This is a genomic window from Variovorax sp. DAIF25 (genome assembly GCF_050711835.1).
GTDB lineage: Bacteria > Pseudomonadota > Gammaproteobacteria > Burkholderiales > Burkholderiaceae_C > Variovorax.
The window spans coordinates 3,837,193-3,856,786 of the sequence record NZ_CP136636.1 but is presented as its reverse complement, the minus strand read 5'-3'; the positions used below and the strand labels follow the sequence as shown (position 1 = coordinate 3,856,786).

Below are 19,594 nucleotides of genomic sequence, written 5' to 3'. Positions count from 1 at the left end.
AGCGGCCCGCCGAATGCGCTTTGTCATGCAAGTTTCACGAAACTCTTCCCGCGCCTAGCGGCCGCGCGCGCCGGCGCCGCCGAGTTCGGCCAGCCGCGCGCGCTCGGTGGGCGTGAGCTTCGCGAGCTGGGCGGCGTCGAGCGCGCCCTGCCCCAGCATCTGGAACGGACTGGCCGGGTCGTAGCGCACGCTGCGCTGCGCGGGTGCCGCCGGTGCGCCCGTGGCACCGCCGGACGGTGCCGGCGCGGGCGCCGGCGCCTCGTCGCCGAAGCCCAGCACGCGCACGGTGAATACCGAGGGCAAGGCCTGGCGTGCGCTCGCGCGTTCGCGCTGCATCACGTCCTGCGCCGCCATCGTGGCCTGCGCGGCCGCGGCACTCGCATTCGTGAGCACGCCGACGTTCACCGAGGCCACCACCGGCAGCCCGGCCGACTCGCCCTTGACCTGGATGTTGGCCGCATTGACCACCTGCAAGGCCGCGAGGTTGACGTTGCCCGACACGCGAATCCCTGCCTCGCCCGCGTCGATGGTCCCGAGAGGCGCGATCAGGTCCACGTCCCCCGGCGGCACTTCCGGAATCGGATCGAGCGTCGCGATCCCCGCGCCGGTGCTCGGCACGTTCGGCGACAGCTTCACGTTGCCCAGCGTGTCGTACTCGCGCTTGGGCGGCGTGTAGACCAGCGTGGTCTTCGAACCGCGCCCGGCATTGATGTCGCCCGTGGCCGACCAGCCGAGGATGTCGCCGCCGAAGGTGGTCATGATGCGCGACAGGCCCAGCAGGATGCTGCCCTGGCTGTAGATGTCGATGCTGCCCTCGCCCTGGGTGATGAGGCCCGCTGGACTCACGCTTCCCACGCTCGCCGGCGTCACGCCCTCCACGCCGACGATGGTGCTGCCGCCGGGCGTCAGGGTCTGGATGTCGCCGCCCACCACGGTGCGGATGCCGGCGTTGCCGTTGCTGCCCTGGTAGAGCGTGAGGCCGCCCGCGCGCGCGATCGGCTGCCCGTTCGCGTCGCGTTCGGGGAACAGCGCCGCGATCGCGTTGCGCCCGCGCAGGTAGCTGCCGTAGCGCTTGCTGTCGGGGTCGTTGTACTCGCGCCCGCCGGCCGTGAGCTCGGCATAGAACACCGCGCGCACGAACACGCGCTGCTGCTCGGGCGGCAGCGCCTGGAAATGCGCCAGCGCATCGGCCGGCGACGAAGCCGCGTAGCCGAAGCGTTCGCGCAGCCATTGCGCGAGCTCGGCGTCGTAGGTCTTCACCACCTTGCCGGGCTGGTCGGCCAGCGCCGCCGAGGGGTCGATCGCGCGGGCCGGGTCGAGGTACTGCGCGGCGAAGCCCGCGAAGTCGCTCGCGCCCTGCCCGCGCGGGCCGACGCCCAGGCCCGCCTGCACCACGATGTCGGCACCGGGGCGCCGGTCGCCGAGCGCGATGGCGCCCAGGCTGGTCAGGCTGGCGCGGTTGCCCTGGTAGACCTGCCCGCCCGCCGACACCTCGAGCGTGCCCGGGCCGGCGATGCCGAAGTTGGTGTAGAGGATGTCGCCGCCGGCCGCGATCATCGAGATCTCGGCCGGGTCGCTCTGCACGATCAGGCCGCTGCTGTTGACGATGTCGCCGCCGGCCAGGATGCGCAGCGGCTTGGAGGCCAGGTAGGTCGGGATCGGCGCCTCGCCGTTGCCCAGGCTCACGTTCTGCAGGCTGCCGATCTGCACCGCCAGCACGTCGCCGTCGACCGCATAGATGTGCGAGGCCACGCCGGTGCCGGCCATGCTGGCGTCGCTCACGGTGTTGAGCCCGAAGTTGAACAGCGTGCCCCCGGTGCCGGTGTGCGCGGGGATGTAGTCGGCGAAGCTGTTCTGGTACATCGCGTCCCACTCGTATTGCTGCAGCTTGCTGGCGTTCCAGTAATTGGTGGCGGCCAGCGGGTTGTTGGGGTTGTCGCGCAGCATGCGCCAGCCCGGGCGCAGCGGCGTGACCATGCTCGACAGCGCCGTGCCCAGCGGCCCGATCGCGTTGTGCCCGAAGGTGACGGAATTGGTCGCGTCGCCGCTCACGAGATCGCGCGCCAGCAGGTCCAGGTGGCCGACCGGCGACGGCATCATCTGGCCGGCACCGGGGCTCTCGGTCGCGTAGTAGATGCTGCCGCCGGCCGCCACCGCGCTCAGCGTGGCCGGCATGATGCTCGTGCTGCTGTTCACGTCCTGGATGTTGGTCGCGGGATCCATGTTCGGCATGCCGAAGGGCGAGACGTTGCCGCCCGCGGAGAACAGGTCGAGCGCCGTGCGGTCGGTCCACAGCGTGAACCAGCTGGCGGTCGGGCCGCTCAAGCTGCCGTTGCTGGCCTGCGTCTCGACGCGCTCGCCCGCGCGGCCCGCATCCACCACCGCGCCGATCGCGAGGTCGCCCAGCGTCTCGATGCGCAGCACGCCGTCGCCCGGCGCGAAGTTCACGACGCCGTCGCGCTGCCCGCTGTAGGGCGTGTGCGGATCGACCGCGCGCGGGTCCTGGCTGTTGGGCGTGGCGAAGTTCTTGAGCACCACGCTGCCCACGTCGGCGGCGGCCATGCGCGTGTCGCCGCGCAGGTTGGCATACAGGCCGGTGCGGATCTGCCCGCCGGCCGAGACGTCGAGATTGCCGCCGCCGGTCTGCGCCAGCACGCCGCCGTCGGCGACGCGGCCGGTGCTGCCCACCGCGACCAGCAGGCCGCGCGTGAAGGAGCCCGTGGTGCCGATGTTGCCGCCCGCGTGCACGCTGGCATTGCCGCCGCCGAGCGTGCCCATGCCGGCGAAACCGCCGAAGCCCAGCCGCGGCTGCGCGAGGGTCGGCCAGCCGTCGATGGCATAGCTGCCGAAGTTCAGGCCCCAGGCCGTGCGCTCGCCGATCTCCGCGCCGCCCTGGCGCCACAGCCATTCGCCGGTCGACAGGGTCTCGGGCTGCAGGTAGCCGAGGATGTCGCCCTGCGCCGAGAGCGTGAAGTCGCCGCCGTTCTCGGTGAACCACAGGCGCTGCGCGGGCAGCGTGCGCTCGTAGTCCGCGTTGCCCGCGCCGAGCACGCTGCCGTCGGGCAGCCTGGCGCGCGGCGCGTTGTAGCCCGAGTCGTTGCCGGTGCCGGCCACCGAGGTGCCCGCGGTGTACACGCCGAACAGCGACTCCTGCCGGTAGCTGCCGCCGGCGTAGAGCTCGAGGTCGCCGGTGCCGGTGCGCACCACGCTCGGCGCCTGCACGGTGAACTGGGTGGTCGTGCCGGCCAGGTGCAGGTCGTCGAGCACCAGGTTGCCGCGGCCGGCCAGTTGCGCGGCACCCTGCAGCCGGCGCGTGTCGGCGGCGCCGAGGTCGGCGCCGCTCACCAGCCGGATCGAGGCCGACAGGCTGCCCGCGGCCAGCATCTGCGACGCGGCCCAGAGGCGGCCGGGCTCGGCACGCGGGCCGCTGAGCAGGATGTCGGCGCCGCCCGGCGCGACCGCGGTCAGCACCGTGCCGGCCGCGACCGTGATGGTGCCGGCCAGGAAGCCGTTGTAGATCGTGTCGCCCGGTCCGTAAGTGCCGTAGTCGTCGCTGATCGAGCCCGACACCACGACCGGGTAGTCGCCCGAGAAGATGCCGGGGAACACGTACCAGAAATCGCCCCAGGTGGCGTTGAAGGGCACGCTGACCGTGACGTCCTTCGGCGCCGGCTGGTTGGTGAACAGCACCTGCAGGCGGGTCTGCCAGCCGTTGTCGTCGGGCGTGGCCGGCGGCGGCGCGAAGCCGTCGTTGATGCTGCCGTGGATGTTCAGGTCGCCGCCCGCGCGCAGTGCCAGCGACATCGGCTCGCCCGCGCCGTAGCGCGCCGAGGCCGGGTCGCGGTCGGCCGCGGGGCCGTAGCGGTAGCCCGACAGGTCGAGGTCGCCCTTGACCGTGAGGTTGCCCGTGGGCGTGCCGCTGGCGATCTCCACGCCGGGGCGCAGATGGAAGGCCTCGCCATAGGCCGTGAGCCCGGCCATGCGCGCGCGCAGGTCGGCGTTGCCGCGCGCGGCGGTGTCGAAGGCACGGCTGTCGCTGTCGATGCGGTCGAGGTAGTCCTGGTCGACGATCTGGCCGCTGGCGTCGTCGGGGTCGGGCCGCGCGTTGGTGTAGCGCGCCACGCCATTCAGCGCGATGGCCTGCGCGCCCTTGATGTTCAGCGGGCCCGCGGCCGCGATCGCGATGTCGCCGCCGGTGGCGTTGGCCGGCGCATCGGGACCGGTCGCGCTGGGGCCGGTGCTGCCCAGGCGCGGCGCGTCGATGTCGAGATGGCCGCGCGCGATACCGTCGGGCGAGCGCAGGTCCAGCGTCGCGCCCGGTTCGAGGCGCACCGTGCCGCCGGTGCTGCCCAGCGCGATCTTCGCGCGGTTCGACGCATCGATGGGCACGCCGTAGCTGTCGGTGACCAGCGTGGTGGCATGGGTGTCGAGCACCGCGCCGGCCGCCAGCGTGAGGTCGCCGCTGGCGTTCAGGCGGATGCTGCCGGGCGTGGCGCCCGAGGCGTCGATGGTGCCGTTGACCGTGAGGCGGCCCGCGTCGGTGGCGATGCTCACCTGCCGCGCGCGCACGCCGTCGCCCACGTTCAGGTCGCCCTGCTTCACGACGAAGCCGCGCGCGCCGAAGAAGGCGGCATCGTTGAGGCGCGCATTGAGCGCCGCGAAGTCGGCGTCGGAGATGGCACGCGTCGTCAGGTCGAACTTGCCGTCGTCGAAGCCGGCGCCGCCGCCCGCGCCGAACAGCGCGCCGGCCAGCGTCACCGTGCCCGCCCTGGCGTCGAGCGTCAGCGACCCCGCGTCCTCGTGCGCGGCCGACACGTCGATGCGCGAGCCCGCGGCCTGCGCGATATTGCCGCTGGTGCTCGTCAGCGTCGCGGCACCGCCCCAGCTGTACTTGGTGATGTCGTAGAACTGCACGGCACGGCCCGACAGGTCGATGCGCGCGCCCTCGCCCAGCGCGATGTCGCCGTCGGCCAGCAGCCGGAGCACGCCGCTGGGCAGCGCCACCGTCGTGTCGAGCGACACGCGCCGGGCCTGCAGGCTCAGCGAGGCGCCGAGTTCGGCGATGGCGGCGGTGTCTGGTGCAGCGGCGCCCGCGGGGGCCGAGACGTCGATGTCGCCGCCCGCCACATAGCGCATCGCCGAGCCGGCCTGGCCCGTGAGCAGCGGCGTCACGATCGACAGCGAGCCGCCCTGCAGCGTGCCGTCCGCGTCGCGCGAGCGCCCCACCAGCAGCGCGGCCTTGTTGTTGGCCGTGACGCGGTCGCTCGCCTGGATCTTCACCGCGCCGAAGCCCAGCGCCAGGCGCTCGAGTTCGGCCTGGCGCTGCGGCTGGCTCAATGCGTCGTAGCCGAACTGCACCGTGCGCGCATCGATCACCAGCGTGCCGCTGCCCGTGCCCGGACCGCCGGGCTGCACCGCCACCGGGGCCGCGCCCGCGTACGGCGTGGTGGTGCCGTTGCCCGTGGCGATGCCGTTCCAGACGAAGTCGCGCGTGGCGATGCGCACCGTGTCGGCGTCGCCGCCCAGGCCGTAGAAGGCCGGCGTGTTGAACACCAGCTGCACCGGCGAGTCGCCGGTGTCCAGCGTCAGCGCGCCGTAGAAGTTGAAGGCGCCGCCGGCCGTGAGACTCAGCCGCTCGAGCGCCGGCACGCCGGTGCTGGCCGAGGGGCGCAGCAGGCGGTCGAGCGTGCCCTGGGTCAGTTGCCAGCCCGGCTGCATGGCACCGGCGGCCTGCGCGGCCGCGAGGCTGGCGGCGGTGCCGATGTTGATCTGGTCCTGCGCCACCGTGAGATAGCGCGCGCCCAGGTTCACGTCGCCCAGCGCCAGCCCGCCGGGCGCGGCGAAGGCGATGGTGCCTTCGCTGAGCACCGTGGCGCCGTCGCGCACCGTGATCCGGCCCGTGCCGAGCGCGGGCAGGAAATCGAGCCAGCCGTTGCTCACGGCGAACACCGCCGGCGAGTACGGGGCGCTCGACACGCCGGGTGCATTGGCATAGAGGAAGCCCAGGTCGGAATCGACGCCGGGCCGGCCCATGCCGCGCGTGTCGAGCACCGCGCCGCCCTCGACCTCGACCTGGTTGCCGATCAGGAAGATCTGGCCCGCGCGCAAGGTCGCGCCGCTGCGCACGTTCACCAGGCCCGCGCCCAGGCCGTTCGAGAAGTACACGCGCGCGCTGTCGCCCGACGAATCCTGGCCGTTGAAGAAGGTGTAGATGCCGCCGATCGCCAGCGTGTCGGCGCGGAAGGCATTGAGCATGTCGGCCGACACCTCGATGGCGCCGGCCTTGGGCTGCGCGGTGCCGCCGACGATGTCGATGGGCTTGTCGCCCAGCAGGTTGACCTGGCCGCGCAGGCCGCCCGGGGCGGCATCCAGCAGCGCCCGGCCCTCGAACTGCAGCGGTGCCACCGCGTCGTTCTGGGCGAAGCTGAAGCGCAGCACCTTGCCGTCGACCGGCAGCAGCGGCCGCACGTTGCCGAACAGCGCCGCCTGCGCCTTTGCGAAGTCGGCGTAGCTGGTCTCGTTGTATTGCGAGAAGCGCCGCACCGTCTGGCCCGGCGTGACCAGCACCTGGCTCGGCAGGCTGTCGCGGATGCCGGTGCCGGCGATGCCCAGCGTGCCGGTGGTGGCCCACGAGCCGCTGCCATCCGCCAGCGCACCGGTGGCGGCCGTGCTGCCCGACAGGGCCCCCATGCGCGCCCCCACCTCCACGCGGAAGGCGCCCGGCATCAGCGCATAGCTGGCGGGCAGCAGCGTGTAGGTGCCGGCGGGCAGGCCCGGCACCCCCGCGCCGACCGTGATCTGCCGGCCCACGGCCGGGTCGCCGGCGCCCTTGTCGCGCACCACCGGCGCGTAGGCCGAGGCGTAGCCGGGCACGATCGCATAGACCGCGCTGCCCTTCGCGGCGGGCGCATAGGCCGCAGGGTTGGCATTCGCCAGCGCCGTCGTCAGCACGTCCACCGAGCCGCCGCGGCCGGTGATGAAGCCCGCGCCGCGCAGGTCGCCGCCGCCCGAGAGATCGAGCACCGAGCCCGGCTCGGCCACCACCGAGCCGCCGCCGATCGAGATGCCCTGCGCCAGCACGTAGGAATCGCTCGGCGAATTGGAATTGAGCCGCTGCGTGAAATTGCCGCCGAGGCTGAACAGCGTGCCGTCGGTGCCGCGGTACGTGAGGCCGTCCTGCGTGCCGCCGTAGGGCATGGTCAGGCCCGCGGCGCTCACCGAGCTCAGGCTGCCGTCGCGCAGCACCAGCTTCATCCAGGGCAGCGCCTCGGGATTGGCGATGACGCTGTTCATCCAGGCCGGGCCGTAGAGCGAGCCGCCGATGTCGTTGAGCCCGATCGTGCCCAGCGGCGCGCGCACCACGCCGCCCTGGTCCAGCGTCGGGCCCATCAGCACCAGCTGGCCGAACACCGAATCGGGCACCGGCGCGGCGCGGCCGTTCGAGCGGATCACCAGGCTGCGCGCCTGGTCCCAGACATTGGAGGAATTCGGCAGGCTGGCCTGGCCCGCGATCACCACGCCGCGCTGCCCGCTCACCGGATAGAGCTGCGCCGCCTCGATCAGCAGGTCGCCGGTGACGACGAAGGCGGCATTGCCGAGCCGGATGTCGCCCTCGCTGCGCAGCGTGACGGCCGCGAAGCCGTCGGCCTCGACGGTGCGGCTGGCGCTCGGGCCGCTCGGCGTCACGGAACCGTCGCCGTAGCCGGCGACGACGCCCGACTGCATGCGGCCGTAGATGTCGATCAGGCCCGCGTCGAGCGTCAGCGCGCTGTCGCCGTGCGCCGGGCGGCCCACGGCCCGGCCGCCGATGATGATGCCGGGGCTGAAATAGCCCGAGGCGCCATCCCAGCTGCCGCCGTCGAGCCGGATGTAGGGCGCGGCCAGCCGCACCTTCGCATCGGGCGTTGCGTCGGCCACCGTCAGGAAGCCGTTGCGCAGGTTGAGGCTGCGGCCGAGCTGGAGGTCGATGTCGCCGTCGAACAGCAGCAGGTCGTGCGCCGACAGCGTCAGCGCATCGAAGCCGCCCGCGCCCACCCGGTCCGCCGACAGCACCGCCGCGCCGTACTTCAGGCCCGCGTCGGCCTGGCCCGGCGCGAGGCCGTCGGCCAGGCCGCCGGGGCGGTAGTGCTGCGTCAGCGTGATGTCGTGCATCGTCTGCACCGCGTCGGAGAGGTTCTCCACGCCCGCGAGGTAGCGCCGGTTGGCCATCTCCAAGGTCAGCGAGCCGCCGGCCGCGCCGGCGCCGCCCGCGCGCGCGACCAGCGTGCCGTCGATGACCATGCCGACGTACGAATGCAGACCGATGCTGCCGCCCGCACCGGCCAGCGCGAGCGGCCGCGCGGGCACGCCGGCGGCGCTGCCGGCCGAACCATCGACCTCGGCATAGGCGCCCGAGGCGTCGAGCACGGCACCCGGTCGGATCACGAGGAAGGAATCGGACAGGCCGAGCTCGATCGAGCCGCCGTCGGGCGCGACGCCATAGGCGCGGCCCTGCGCATCGCGCGCCACGTAGGCGCGCGCGGCCGCGTCGAGCACCGCGTTGTCGCCGATCCAGACCGAGCGCGTGGTCGAGGCCTGGTAGCTGAACTGGGAAGTCGGCTGCGAGGCGATCGAGATGGCGCCGCCCCAGGCGTCGAGCCGGCCGTCCACCGTCAACTGGCCGCCGTTGCTCCACAGCGTGATGGCCTGGCCCGGATCGACCGCGATGTGCGCATCGGTGCCCACTGTCAGCGGCGCGAGCAGGCCCGGGCCGGCGATCCTCGAGCCCGCGTCGAACTCGATGCTCGCGCCGCCGCGCTGCGCGAGCCGGGCGTGCTGCGCATCCTCCTGGTAGAGCGGCGGCGTCCACACCGGCAGCGCGGTGGCGAGCCGGCTGCCGCCGGGCAACGCCTGCAGGCCGTCGACATCGGTGCGCAGCACCGGCATGGCGACCTCGATGCGCGTGCCCGGCACCACCACGAGGCCGTCGCCCGCCGTCACCACGTAGTGCGAGAAGCCGGTCTGGAACAGCGTGGGCGACAGCGTGCCCGTGGGTGCCACGGCGACCGACCGCGCCAGCACCGCGCCGGCGGCGAGCGAGCTGCCGGCCGCCAGCGTGAACGGCATGTCGAGCACGCTGCCGGCGTTGTAGCGCACCAGCGTCGGCACGATCGGCAGCCCGTCCGGGAACACGTCGGCGGGAATGGTGACGCCCACCGGCAGGAAGAAGCCCTGGGTCACCGTGGTGCCCGCGGGCACGGTGCTGCCGATGCGATGGAGGACCCCATTCGAATCGAAGAGGTTGAACGGCACCACCCAGTCCGCCTCCAGCACCAGCGGCGCATTGCCCGGGATCCGGATCTCGACCTGCTGGCCCGTCACGGTGTAGCCGGCCGGCCGGCGGGTCAGCGTCACCGTGAGATCGATCGGCGCGATGTCGCCCGCGACCAGCTGGTAGTCCTGCAGCAGCCGCAGGTTGACCGGCGCGGCCTGCCCGGCCGCGAGCAGGCCGTCGGTGTCGAGCGCCTGGCCGCCGATGCCGACGGCGGTGCCCGAGCGCACGTCGAGCGTGCCGCCGCCGTTGACGCCGAAGGCGCGCAGCTCGCCGGCCAGCGTGAGCAGCGCGGTGGGGTCGGTCGCGGTCGAGTTGGCGTCGGTCACGTAGCCGGCCGCCAGCGTCACGTCGCCACCATGGCCGCCGCGCAGGGCGCCGTTGCGCAGCAGCGCCGCGCCCGAGGACACGTCGATCGCCGCGCCCTGCGCCAGGGTCACGTCGCCGGTGCCGCGGATCGACACGCTGCCACCGTCCACGTAGGGCAGGCCCGCATCGTCGCGCGGGTCGGCCAGCAGGTTGGTCCACAGGCCGCTCGCGTCGAGCGTGGCGCCCGCGGCCACGGTGGTCCGCGCACGCTGGCCCGCGGCGGGCGCCAGCGCGATGCTGATCGTGGTGCCCTGGCCGGCCACCGAGGGCAGCACGTTGCCCAGCGCGATCTGGCCGCCGCGCGCCACGAGATCGGCGTTGATCTCCACCTGCGGCGCATACAGCGCGATGCTGCCGCCCGGCACCACCGCGAGCGCCGCCTCCACCGTCAGGCTGCGCGTGCCGCCGGCCATCAGTTGCCCCAGCTTCCAGCCGTTGACGCGGTCGCTGTCGACATGGAGCACGTCCTCGAGCGCCTGCGGCAGCGGCCCGTCGGGCGCGATGCCGTCGCCCAGCGCCGGCTGCGCGGTGCCGAACACGACCTGGCCGAAGCTCGGCGTGAAGTTGTGGAACACGCCCTGCGGTCCGTTGGTCTTGTCGGCGTTGAACACGGTCGTGTAGTTGCCGAGGATCAACTGCGCGGCGAGCGCCGCGGCATCGTGCGACTGCGCATAGCCGTCGATGCCGCCATCGCGCTGGATCGTCTGGCGCGGGCCGCGGTAGACCGTCGTCGTCAGGTCGCCCTCGAGCACGGCCGCACCGGTCGAGACGATCAACTGCCCCGCATCGCGGCCCACCGTGTAGCCGTTCTCCAGCCGCTGCTGCGGCCCGATCAGCGGGTTGTAGAAGAAGCCCGTGGTCTTGTCACCCCAGCGCTTGTGCGCGTCTTCGTAGCCCTTGTAGAGGCCCGTGTACTGCACGTCCGCGGGCGCGCTCGACACTTCATAGAGCCGGCCGTCCGCTCCCTTGAGCCAGCTCTGCCTGATCATCCCGGTCTGCACGTCCAGCGTGCCGCCAGAAAGATTGATGTTCGAGCCCGCCTGCGCGACCAGCTCGTTGCCCGCGAACACCACGCTGCCGCCCTGCGCGCCCCACTCGCCCACCGTGTGGCCCTGCAGGCCCAGGTAGCCGCCGACCTCGAGCAGGCCGCCCGGCGTGTACCAGCGCTCCTTGTCGTAGCCGCCCACGCCGGCCGCCACGCGCAGCAGCTTGCGCCGGTCGATCCACACATTGCTGTTGTTGAGCAGCGTGGTGTCGCGGTTCAGCGGGGCATCGCGCTGCTCGTTGCCCTGGATGTTGATCTCGACGTTGTTCGAGGACATCGCGACCTGCACGCCGACCGCGCCCGAGACATCGAGCCGCGCGCCATTGGCCACCGTGCTGCGGCCATTGCTCGCGGCCACCGCGATCTGGCCGTCGGTGGCCAGCGTGGTGGATCCACCCTCGAACACCACGCCGCCGCCCGAGACGATCTCGATGCGCGACTGGTCGCGCCGGTCGTCGAGGCGCGCAAGGTTGTCGAAGCCGCCCGAGGCCGCGGTGCGGCGTGCCAGGTCCTGCACGGCCGAATCGGCGATCAGCGCATCGCGCTGGCTGTCGAGCGCGGTGCGGCCGTTCTGGTCATCGAGCAGGATCGCATTGAGACCGCGTGAGGTGACGGTGACGCTGCCGAGCTTGTCGCTCGCCGAGTTCAACAGGTGGATCGTGCCGCGCGTGTCCACCGTCGTCGTGGCGATCGCCACGCCGTCCTGCACCACCTTGCGGCCCGCGAGCGTGATATCGCCTTCGGGCGCCTGCAGCAGGCCGGTGTTGGTGACAGCACAAGCCGTGCTGTCGGCATTGAACTGCGGCGCGACCTCGTTGCCGCGCGTGGTCGCGTACTGGTTGCCCGTGGTGCTCTGACCGGGCCGCACGATGAAGAAGTCGCCCGCGGCCATCTGCACCTGGCCACGCGGCGTGGTGATGGTGCCCGCGTTGCTGACCTCCTTGCCGAGCAACAGCGCATAGCCACCGCCTTGCGTGACGGTCGTCGGCACCGCGGTGTTGATGCGCGCACCGGCCTGTACCTCGACCTTGCCGTTGGCATCGGTGAAGCTCGGCGTGTAGGCCCCGCTCTCCTGCGCGCTGTAGATGCCGCGCGCCTTGAACTGGTCATCGCCGATCTTCGCGGCCGCGGCCACGAGGTTGCGCGTGTCGGTCTGGCTCGAGCCACTGAACACGATGCCGTTGCGGTTCGCGATCAGCACCGTGCCGTCGGCCTTGATCTGTCCCTGGATCTGCGAAGGCCGCGCCTGCGGATCGTTGACGCGGTTGAGCACGGCCCAGTCGGCCTGCTGTTTGAAATCGACCGTGGTGCGCTTGCCGACGTTGAAGCTCTCCCAGTTGAGGATCGCGCGATCGCCGGTCTGCTGGATGGTGACCGTGGTGCGGCCATCACCGCCTTGCGATTGCACAGGGGCCTGGGCATTGAGCCAACCAGCGGTCAACGAATTGGTGTCGACACGAAGACCACCGTCCGCGAGGCCGTCGGGCACCGACGAAGGATCGTCCAGCGCCGCCTGACGTGCCGCAGCCTGTGCAGCCTGCTGCGCTGCAATGCTCTGTGCTGCGAGATTCAGATTGCCGATCGAACGCTGCAACTGCTCGCGCGCCTGCTGCTGTTGCGCACTCGGCGTGTTGAGCGAGGACACCGGCAGGCCATTGGGCAAGCGCCCGGTGGCGATCGCCTGTCCCTGCGCGATGTTCTTCTGCGCCATCCAGCCGGCACTGAATGCGCGTTGCTGCGCATGCGCCGCGCCCGCCGCGCCGACCGCGAGGACGACGGCGACGGCATGGGCCAGGGGTGCGAGGCGTCGCGGTCCGGTGCGGCGGCCAGGGCGTGCGGGGAACGCGGGCTTCACCGGGGCAGGATGGAGGGGCGGCATGACAGGAATCTTTCAGTGGCGTTTCGAATGGACAGGAAGCCATGCGATGGCTTTGCCCATAGACGAATGCCGACGTCGAAAGCTGTACACCTCGCCTCGCATCGGCGGCGAAGAACGCCGCCTCAGTGAAGGATCACGATGCCGCCCGGCAAGGCCGTGAGCTCGAGCCGGAACAGCCGCTGGATCTGCGCCAGCGCCTTGTCGAGGTCGTGGATGTGAAAGCGTCCGCTGACGGGCTTGCCCGCGAGCCCGCTGCCCAGCAGCATCACGCGGCCCGGCCGGTAGCGGTTGATCTCGTCGACCACCTGCGCGAGCGCGGTGCGCTGGAAGCGCAGCACGCCCTCGCGCCAATCGGAACGCTCGCCGGCCTCGATGCTGCGCACCGGCTGCGGCTGGCGGCCCTCGTACACCAGTTCCTGCGCGGCGCGCAGCGCGAGCGACTCGGCGCCGAGCGTCACGCGCACCTGGCCTTCGAGGCAGCGCACGCAGACGCTGCGCGCATCGGTGTGGCGCACCTCGAAGCGTGCGTCGACGGCCTCGATGCGCCCGAGCGCCGCGCTCACGGTGAAGGGCCGGCCGCGCCGCGTGGCATCGACCGCGACCTCGCCGCCGATCAGCTCGATGCCGGCGGTCTCGCCCTGCGCGGCCTGCAGCGCGATGCTGCTGCGCGTGTTCATCTCGACCGTGAGGTCGGGCGCGAGCGCGAGGCTGCGCTGCTCGCCGGTGCCGGTGCGGTAGTCGGCCTGCCAGCTCTCGGGCGCGGGCCACAGGCCCAGCGGCGGATGCATGACGACCACGCCGGCCGCGACCGCCGCGGTGGCGATGCCAGCGCCCAGGAAGGCGCGGCGCGGCAGCGTGCGCACGGCCTGCGCCGCCGGCCGCGGCGCGGCGCGGAAGGCCGCGAGCGCGGGATCGTCGGCACCGGCCAGCGCGGCCGCGCCGGCCATGTCGCGCCACAGCCGGTGGGCGCGGCCGAAGGCCTGGGCATGGGCTTCGCTGAGCGCGCACCAGCGCTTGAGCGCGCGCGCATCGCGGGCCCGCGCGCTGCCCGAGGCCAGGCGCTGCACCCAGGCATGGGCCTGGCGCTCGAGGGCCTCGGCATCGCGCGGCGGCATGGGGGACGAATCGGACACGTTCAACGGCCTCGCAAGGAACCAACACCGGGCCGCGGCGCGCCTGTGCGCGGCGCCCTCTTCTTCCAGACGTTTGTCGCGGCCCGGAACTGCACGGCGGCAGTGAGGAATTTCATCGCGTGCGCTCCACGATGTACTCGTGCGCGCGCCGCAGTTCGCGGTCGACCAGGCTCAGCGACACGCCGAGCCGGTCGGCCACCTCCTGGCGCGGCATCTCGTCGACGCGCACCAGGATCAGCACGTGGCGCCGGCGCGGCGGCATCTCCTCGATGATCGCGGCCAGCCGCGCGAGCTCCGAGCGCCCCAGCGCCTCCTGCGCCGGGCCGGGCGCGGGGTCGCTGAGCTCGGCGAACACCTGCTCGACCTCCTCGCCGTTCATGAAGCGCGCCTCGGCCCGGATGCGGTCGAGCGCCACGTTGGTGGCCATGCGCATCAGGTAGCTCAGCGGGTACTGCACGGGCTCGCGCGGGTCCTGCGCCTCGGTGGCGCCGGCCTGCAGCCGCAGCCAGGTGTCCTGCAGCGCATCGCCCGCGAGGTCGGCACTGCCGAGCTGCAGCGTGAGCCGGCGCTTGAGGTCGTCGTAGCGGCCCACCAGGTAGTCGCGCAGCATGCCGAAGCTGGAACCGCTCACCGTGCCGCCCCCATGCGCGCATCGCAGTGCCAGCCACCGCCCTCCGCGCGCGGCGCGATCAGCATCACGTAGGGCGGCTGCTCGGCGCCGGCCAGCGGCGGCCGGCCCAGCTGCACATCGGCGAGCGCCGCGAGCACCGCGCGGTCGCGCGCGGCATCGCCGGTGGAACCGAGCAGCAGCGGGCGCACCACGCGGCCCTGCGCATCGAGGCCGAAACGCAGCGCCGCGCGGAAATCGCCCGCGGCCAGTCGCGGGTCGCCGCAGAAGGCCTCGTTGACGCGTGCCTGCACCAGCCCGTCGTCGGGCCCCGGTGCGCGCGCCGCCTCGGCCGGTGCTTCAGCGGTTGCCGGCGCGCCGGGTTCGAGCACGAAGGCATCGGGCGCCGTGTAGTGGACCGCGAGGCCGGTGCCCTCGAGCAGCCGCTGCAGCGCCACCTCGGGCGTGTAGCGGCCCTGCACCGCCGCGCTGCTGCGTCCCGCGATCGACTCGGCCGTGTAGAAGCCCGAGCGCCCGGTGAGCGCGCCATAGGCATCGAGCGCGCCCTGCAGCGGCTGCACGCGCAGGTCGAAGCGCAGCAGTCCGGCGGACGGCATCGTCGAGGGAGCGGATGGCAACGCAGGTTCTGCGGCGGCGATCGGGTTCAGGAACGCCATGCACCCCGCCAGTGCGAGCGCACCGGCCGACGGGACCGTGGTTGCCATACGCGGGACATGCTCATGCCATTTCGGAGGAAGGGAGCGAAGCGGCGGCACCGCGGCGCGGCCGTTGTTCGGCGGCGATGCTAGGCAGAAAGTTTGACGGCGGCGTGACGCGCGCCGTGCGTTTCACTTCGGCCGCGTCGGCGCGAGCGCGCGCCGCGCCGCGTTGAGCTCGGCGTTGGTGATGTGCAGGTCGGCCATGACGCGCGCGAGCATGTCGAGCAGCGCCTCGCGCTGCCGCAGCCGCACGGTCTCCGCGCGCCGCGCGCGCTGCACCTGGCGCGCGGTGGCGTGGATCGCGCGCAGCGTCGGCGAGTCGTGGCCGTCGAAGGACTCCCCGGAACGAAGGCTGTCGGGCATCGCGCTGGGATGCGTTCGGCGCGCGCTCAGGCGGCGGCTTCGACCCGGTCGGCGGCACCAGCGGCCGGCGCTGCGCCGTTGGCGGCATCGCCGCGCGTGGCGGCGGCCGGGCCGTAGTTGCGCAGGTGCAGGAAGAACTCGCCCATCATCTGCATCCACAGGCGGGCGCTGAACGCGAGGTGCGCGGGCGTCACGCCGCCGGCGACCACCACGTCCATCTCGAGCACCACGAAGTCGCCGTGCTGCGCGACGCGCGCGAAGCGCTTGCTGCGGTGCCAGGCGGCCAGCACGGCCTCGGGCAGCGTGCCGCCCTGCACGTGCAGCGGGCAGCTGAAGGTGAAGTCGGTGTACTGGGTGGTGGTGACGGGATTGCCCCACAGCACCTGGAAGCCGATGCCGTGGCTGGCGCTGTGCAGGCGGACCACGCCGTCCTGCTCGATGGTGGAGACGGCGGCGCCGGCGGCCTTGATGGCGTCGGAGACCTGTTCGGGCGTGACCGCGTCGAGCAGGTCGAGGGCCTCGGCGGGCGTGGCGGCTGCGGTGGTGTCGGTCGGGGTGTTCGTCATGAGGTTCCCTGTCTGTGGATGGTGGTTGTTGGTTGTGGAAGGCGGTTCAGTTGGTCTTGCGCAGCGCGGCGTCGAGCGCGGCGGCATCGATGCTCAGTTGCGTGGCCGGCGCGAGCTGCGCCAGGTGGGCCTGGATCAACTGCTGCTGGCGCTGCTGGCGCAGCGCGGCCTGCAGCTGCGGGCGCATCTCGTCGAGCGTGGCGGTGCGCGCGGGCTGGCTCTCGAGCAGCTTCACGACATGGAAGCCGGCGGCCGATTGCACCGGGTCGCCGACCTGGCCGGCCTTGAGCTTGCCGACGGCATCGCGCACCTCGGGCAGCATGCGCGCGAGCGGCAGGTTGCCGACCTCGCCGCCGCGCTCGGCGCTGCTCTTGTCCTGCGACTTCGCGCGCGCGAGCGCCGCGAAGTCGGTGCCGCGCGCCTCGCGCGCCAGCTTCTGGGCTTCCTCGCGCACCTTGGCGACGGCCGCGGGTGCGGTGTCGGGGGTGGCGAGGAAGATCTGTGCCACGCGGTAGGTGGCCGGCAGGTTGAAGCCGGCCTTGCCCTGCTCGTAGGCGGCAGCGAGTTCGGCATCCGACGGATAGCCCGCCGGCACCTGGCTCACCGACTCGAGGTAGCCGGTGGTCACGATGCGGGCCGTGAGCTCGCGCACCGCGGCGTCGATCTTGGCCTTGACCTCGGGCTTGTCGGTGAAGCCCTTGTCGCGTGCCTCCTTCAGCAGCGCCTCGCCGAGCAGCCGCTGGCGCAGCCAGCCCTCGACGCTGGCGCGGTTGTCCTTGACGGCCGCGCGCTCGGCATCGGGCAAGGCCTGCAGCAGCTTCTCGACCTCGTCCTGGCGCACGGTGAGCTCGCCCAGGCGGGCGACCACCGGCGCGCCCGTGGGCGCGGCGATCTGCTGCGCCGCGGCGCCGAGGCAGGCCGACGAGGCCAGCAGCAGCGCGGCCAGCGTGCGCAGGCGCGCGGGAGCAAGGGGTTTCTTCGGGTTCATGGGCTGGGTTCCTTCTGGCCGCTCACTTCGCGGCGGGTGCCGAGGCGGCGGCGGCCGGCGGCGTGGCCGCGGCCTCGGCCGGCTTGGGTGCATTGACGGCGCGCGCGTCGAAGCGGCCTTCGTACAGCTTGTCGCCGTACTGCTGCGCGATCTGCTCGAACTTCACGCGGCTCTGGGCCGCGAACGGCTGGCGCGCGGCGAACACGCTGCCCATGTCCATGGTCTCGTAGGCGCGCAGCACCTCCTGGCCCACGGCATAGAGCTGGGTGTTCTTCGCCTCGCACTGGGTGAGCGCGGTGCGCTGCGTGCCGGTCTCGGCCACGAGGCGCTGGCGCTCGGCTTCGGAAGCACGAGCGGTGCGCAGCAACTCCTCGTAGGCGCTGCGGAACTGCGCGATCTGGCCGCCGGACTTCTCGGCCGCGGCCTGCGCCTGCTGGCGGATCTGCTCGACGCCGGCACTGGCCTGCTCGCGCGCCTGGCGCTCGCCGGCGAGCTGGGACTGGGCGCGCGCGAGGTCCTTGCGCAGCGCCTCGACTTCGGCCGCCGGCGCGGGCGCGGCTGCGCCCGGTGCCGCGGCGACGGGCTTGCCGGCCTTGAGCGCGGCCAGCTCGTTCTGCGCCTGCTGCAGTTGCGAGGTGGTGATGCGCAGCTGCGCACGCAGCCGCTCTTCCATGCTCTGCGCGCCGGCCGCGGCCGGCGCGCCCTGGGCGTGCGCGCCGCCGGCCAGGCCGGCCAGACCGGCGAAGGCGAGCGCCAGGACGAGCGCTGGGGTCTTGAAATGGGATCGGGCCACGGCGACGTCCTCAGAAGCGCGCATTGAGTTCGAGCTGCAGCGTGTCGATCGACAGCGGCGGACCATAGACCTCCTTGGTCGAGATCCAGCGGCCGGTGAACCAGAGGTTCTTGTCGAACGCGTACGAACCGCCGAGGAAGTAGCCGCGTGCATTGGTGCCGCCGCCATGGAAGGTCGAGTCGTTGTAGCCGTCCGGCAGCGCATCGGGTTCGATGCGCTTGTAGCCCGCGAGCACGTTCCAGTCGCCGCGCGCGGCCGGTGCCGGGCGGCCGTAGGTGGCCTGCAGCATGAAGGCGTTGCCGCCGCTCTTGTAGTCGGCCTGGGTGGTGCCGCCGGTGTTGCCGAAGTTGTTGACGATGGCGCCGCGGATGCCCGCGCGGCGCCAGATGTCGTTGGCGTCGTAGGCGGTGTTGCGGATGAAGTTGGCGTCCAGGCGCAGGTTGTTGCCCGCGACCTTGGTGTCCCAGCGCATGTTCAGGTCGACCAGGCGGAACTTCGAGGCCAGGCCCACGTACTGCGGCTGCGGCGTGCCGGCCGGGTTGAGCGGGTCGAGCGAGATGTCGCGCAGCAGCATGAGCGTGTTGCCCTTCTGCATGAAGGCCGGGCGCGACCAGTCGGTGCTGCAGCCGTCGGCGCCCGCGTACAGCGCGCAGGGCTCGGAGACCTTGCCGCTGATGTTGCGGAAGTTGTAGTACGCGAGCGCGCCGCGCAGGCGGTTGTCGTCGTCGATCTTCCAGTCGGCGCCGACCTGCGCGCCGAACAGCCACTTGTTCTCGCTCTTGGCCTTGTCCTGGCTGCGGCTGGGCGCGTTGTCCGAGGAGTACTCGAGCGGGATCAGGCCCACCGTGCCGAACAGCGACAGGTCCTTGTTGCTGGCCAGCGCCTTGTCGAACTGGAACGCGATGCCGTCGAAGTTGAGGTCGCTCGAGAACAGCGTGTCGGTCGACATGAAGGGGTTGCCGAAGCGGCCGCCCGTGACGGTGAGCCAGTCGACCGGCTTGTGCGAGATCCACATCTGGTCGAGCCAGACGCTCTTCTTGCTCAGGCCGCCGCCCAGGGTCTGGGTGGTCGAGACCGGGTTGTCGTCGCTGCCCGAGGCCAGGCGCACGCCGGCCTTGGTGTTCTCGCTGAGGTCCGCGAAGATGCCCACGCGGGCTCGGGCGCGGAACAGGTTGCGCCGGTCCTGGCGCGTATTGAGCAGCGAGGGCAGCGCGAGGTTGGTGTTGGGGTTGACGTCGTAGCCGCTGCTCTTGTTGAGGTCGGGCCAGTTGATCTCGATGTTGCTGTTGTTGCCCGCATAGCTGCGCGACTCGTTGCGCACGCGCACGTCGCCTTCGAAGCGGATGCGCTTGCTCCACTCGGGCGTTTCGTTGGGCGCGGCCCAGCCTTCGTCCTTGGCCTGCGCCATGACCTGGGCCTTGACCTCGTCGCGGATCTGGTCGCGCACGGTCTGCGAGATGTAGGGCACGCGCACGTCGCCCGGCTCGAGCCGCAGGCCACCGGCGCTGGCGCCGGCCACGGCACCGGCCGACACGGCGGCCAGCCGCTGCTGGGCCTGCTGCGAGGCCATGGCTTCGGCCTGGGCCTGCGCCAGCAGCGCCTCGCCCACGTCCTTGGCGAGCGTGCCGCTCTGGATCAGGCCGCGGATCAGCTTGACCATGGCGGTCTCGCCGGCCGGTCCGGCCGGGGCCGACTGGGCGGCCGCGCCGCCCGCGGCCAGCGCGAAGGCCGCGGCCACGGCGGCGGCCAGCGCGCCCTGGCGCAGGGCCGGCGCGAGGCGTCGGGCTGGGGAATATTTGGAGGGGTTCATCGCTTCGTTCAC

The 19,594-nt window shown here is 72.5% G+C and carries 9 protein-coding genes; all 9 read right to left on the bottom strand.

What is annotated here, in order from left to right; translation table 11 throughout:
- Positions 1 to 54: 54 nt before the first annotated feature.
- Positions 55 to 12,603: a filamentous haemagglutinin family protein gene (locus R0232_RS17930; protein WP_431508926.1), complete on the bottom strand. Its 12,549-nt coding sequence runs from the start codon at positions 12,601 to 12,603 to the stop codon at positions 55 to 57.
- Positions 12,604 to 12,725: 122 nt separating this feature from the next.
- On the bottom strand, positions 12,726 to 13,736 hold the full coding sequence (locus R0232_RS17925; protein WP_431508925.1) for a FecR family protein: 1,011 nt from the start codon (positions 13,734 to 13,736) through the stop codon (positions 12,726 to 12,728).
- 112 nt (positions 13,737 to 13,848) lie between these two features.
- Complete coding sequence (locus tag R0232_RS17920; RefSeq protein WP_431508924.1) at positions 13,849 to 14,367, bottom strand: RNA polymerase sigma factor; 519 nt, start codon at positions 14,365 to 14,367, stop codon at positions 13,849 to 13,851.
- Positions 14,364 to 14,960 (bottom strand): secretin and TonB N-terminal domain-containing protein, encoded by a 597-nt coding sequence (locus R0232_RS17915; RefSeq protein ID WP_431508923.1) that lies wholly within the window; start codon positions 14,958 to 14,960, stop codon positions 14,364 to 14,366. The genes R0232_RS17920 and R0232_RS17915 overlap by 4 nt, the downstream gene beginning before the upstream one ends.
- A 231-nt stretch (positions 14,961 to 15,191) precedes the next feature.
- Positions 15,192 to 15,425: a hypothetical protein gene (locus R0232_RS17910; protein WP_093341882.1), complete on the bottom strand. Its 234-nt coding sequence runs from the start codon at positions 15,423 to 15,425 to the stop codon at positions 15,192 to 15,194.
- A gap of 26 nt (positions 15,426 to 15,451) precedes the next feature.
- On the bottom strand, positions 15,452 to 15,991 hold the full coding sequence (locus R0232_RS17905; RefSeq protein WP_431508922.1) for a YbjN domain-containing protein: 540 nt from the start codon (positions 15,989 to 15,991) through the stop codon (positions 15,452 to 15,454).
- A 46-nt stretch (positions 15,992 to 16,037) separates the two neighbouring features.
- Complete coding sequence (locus tag R0232_RS17900) at positions 16,038 to 16,979, bottom strand: peptidylprolyl isomerase (protein ID WP_431508921.1); 942 nt, start codon at positions 16,977 to 16,979, stop codon at positions 16,038 to 16,040.
- Positions 16,980 to 17,001: 22 nt separating this feature from the next.
- A complete protein-coding gene (locus R0232_RS17895; protein WP_296787973.1) occupies positions 17,002 to 17,772 on the bottom strand; it encodes a hypothetical protein in 771 nt (256 codons plus the stop codon).
- Positions 17,773 to 17,782: 10 nt separating this feature from the next.
- Positions 17,783 to 19,582 carry a putative porin gene (locus R0232_RS17890; RefSeq protein WP_093342445.1) on the bottom strand — a complete coding sequence of 600 codons (1,800 nt, stop codon included), beginning with the start codon at positions 19,580 to 19,582 and terminating at the stop codon, positions 17,783 to 17,785.
- Positions 19,583 to 19,594 lie beyond the last annotated feature (12 nt).

Excerpts from the sequence above, each read along its gene's own strand:
- R0232_RS17900 (WP_431508921.1), bottom strand. The coding sequence starts at position 16,979 with ATGAACCCGAAGAAACCCCTTGCTCCCGCGCGCCTGCGCACGCTGGCC.
- R0232_RS17930 (WP_431508926.1), bottom strand. The coding sequence starts at position 12,603 with ATGCCGCCCCTCCATCCTGCCCCGGTGAAGCCCGCGTTCCCCGCACGC.
- R0232_RS17905 (WP_431508922.1), bottom strand. The coding sequence starts at position 15,991 with ATGACGAACACCCCGACCGACACCACCGCAGCCGCCACGCCCGCCGAG.
- R0232_RS17910 (WP_093341882.1), bottom strand. The coding sequence starts at position 15,425 with ATGCCCGACAGCCTTCGTTCCGGGGAGTCCTTCGACGGCCACGACTCG.
- R0232_RS17915 (WP_431508923.1), bottom strand. The coding sequence starts at position 14,960 with ATGCCGTCCGCCGGACTGCTGCGCTTCGACCTGCGCGTGCAGCCGCTG.
- R0232_RS17890 (WP_093342445.1), bottom strand. The coding sequence starts at position 19,582 with ATGAACCCCTCCAAATATTCCCCAGCCCGACGCCTCGCGCCGGCCCTG.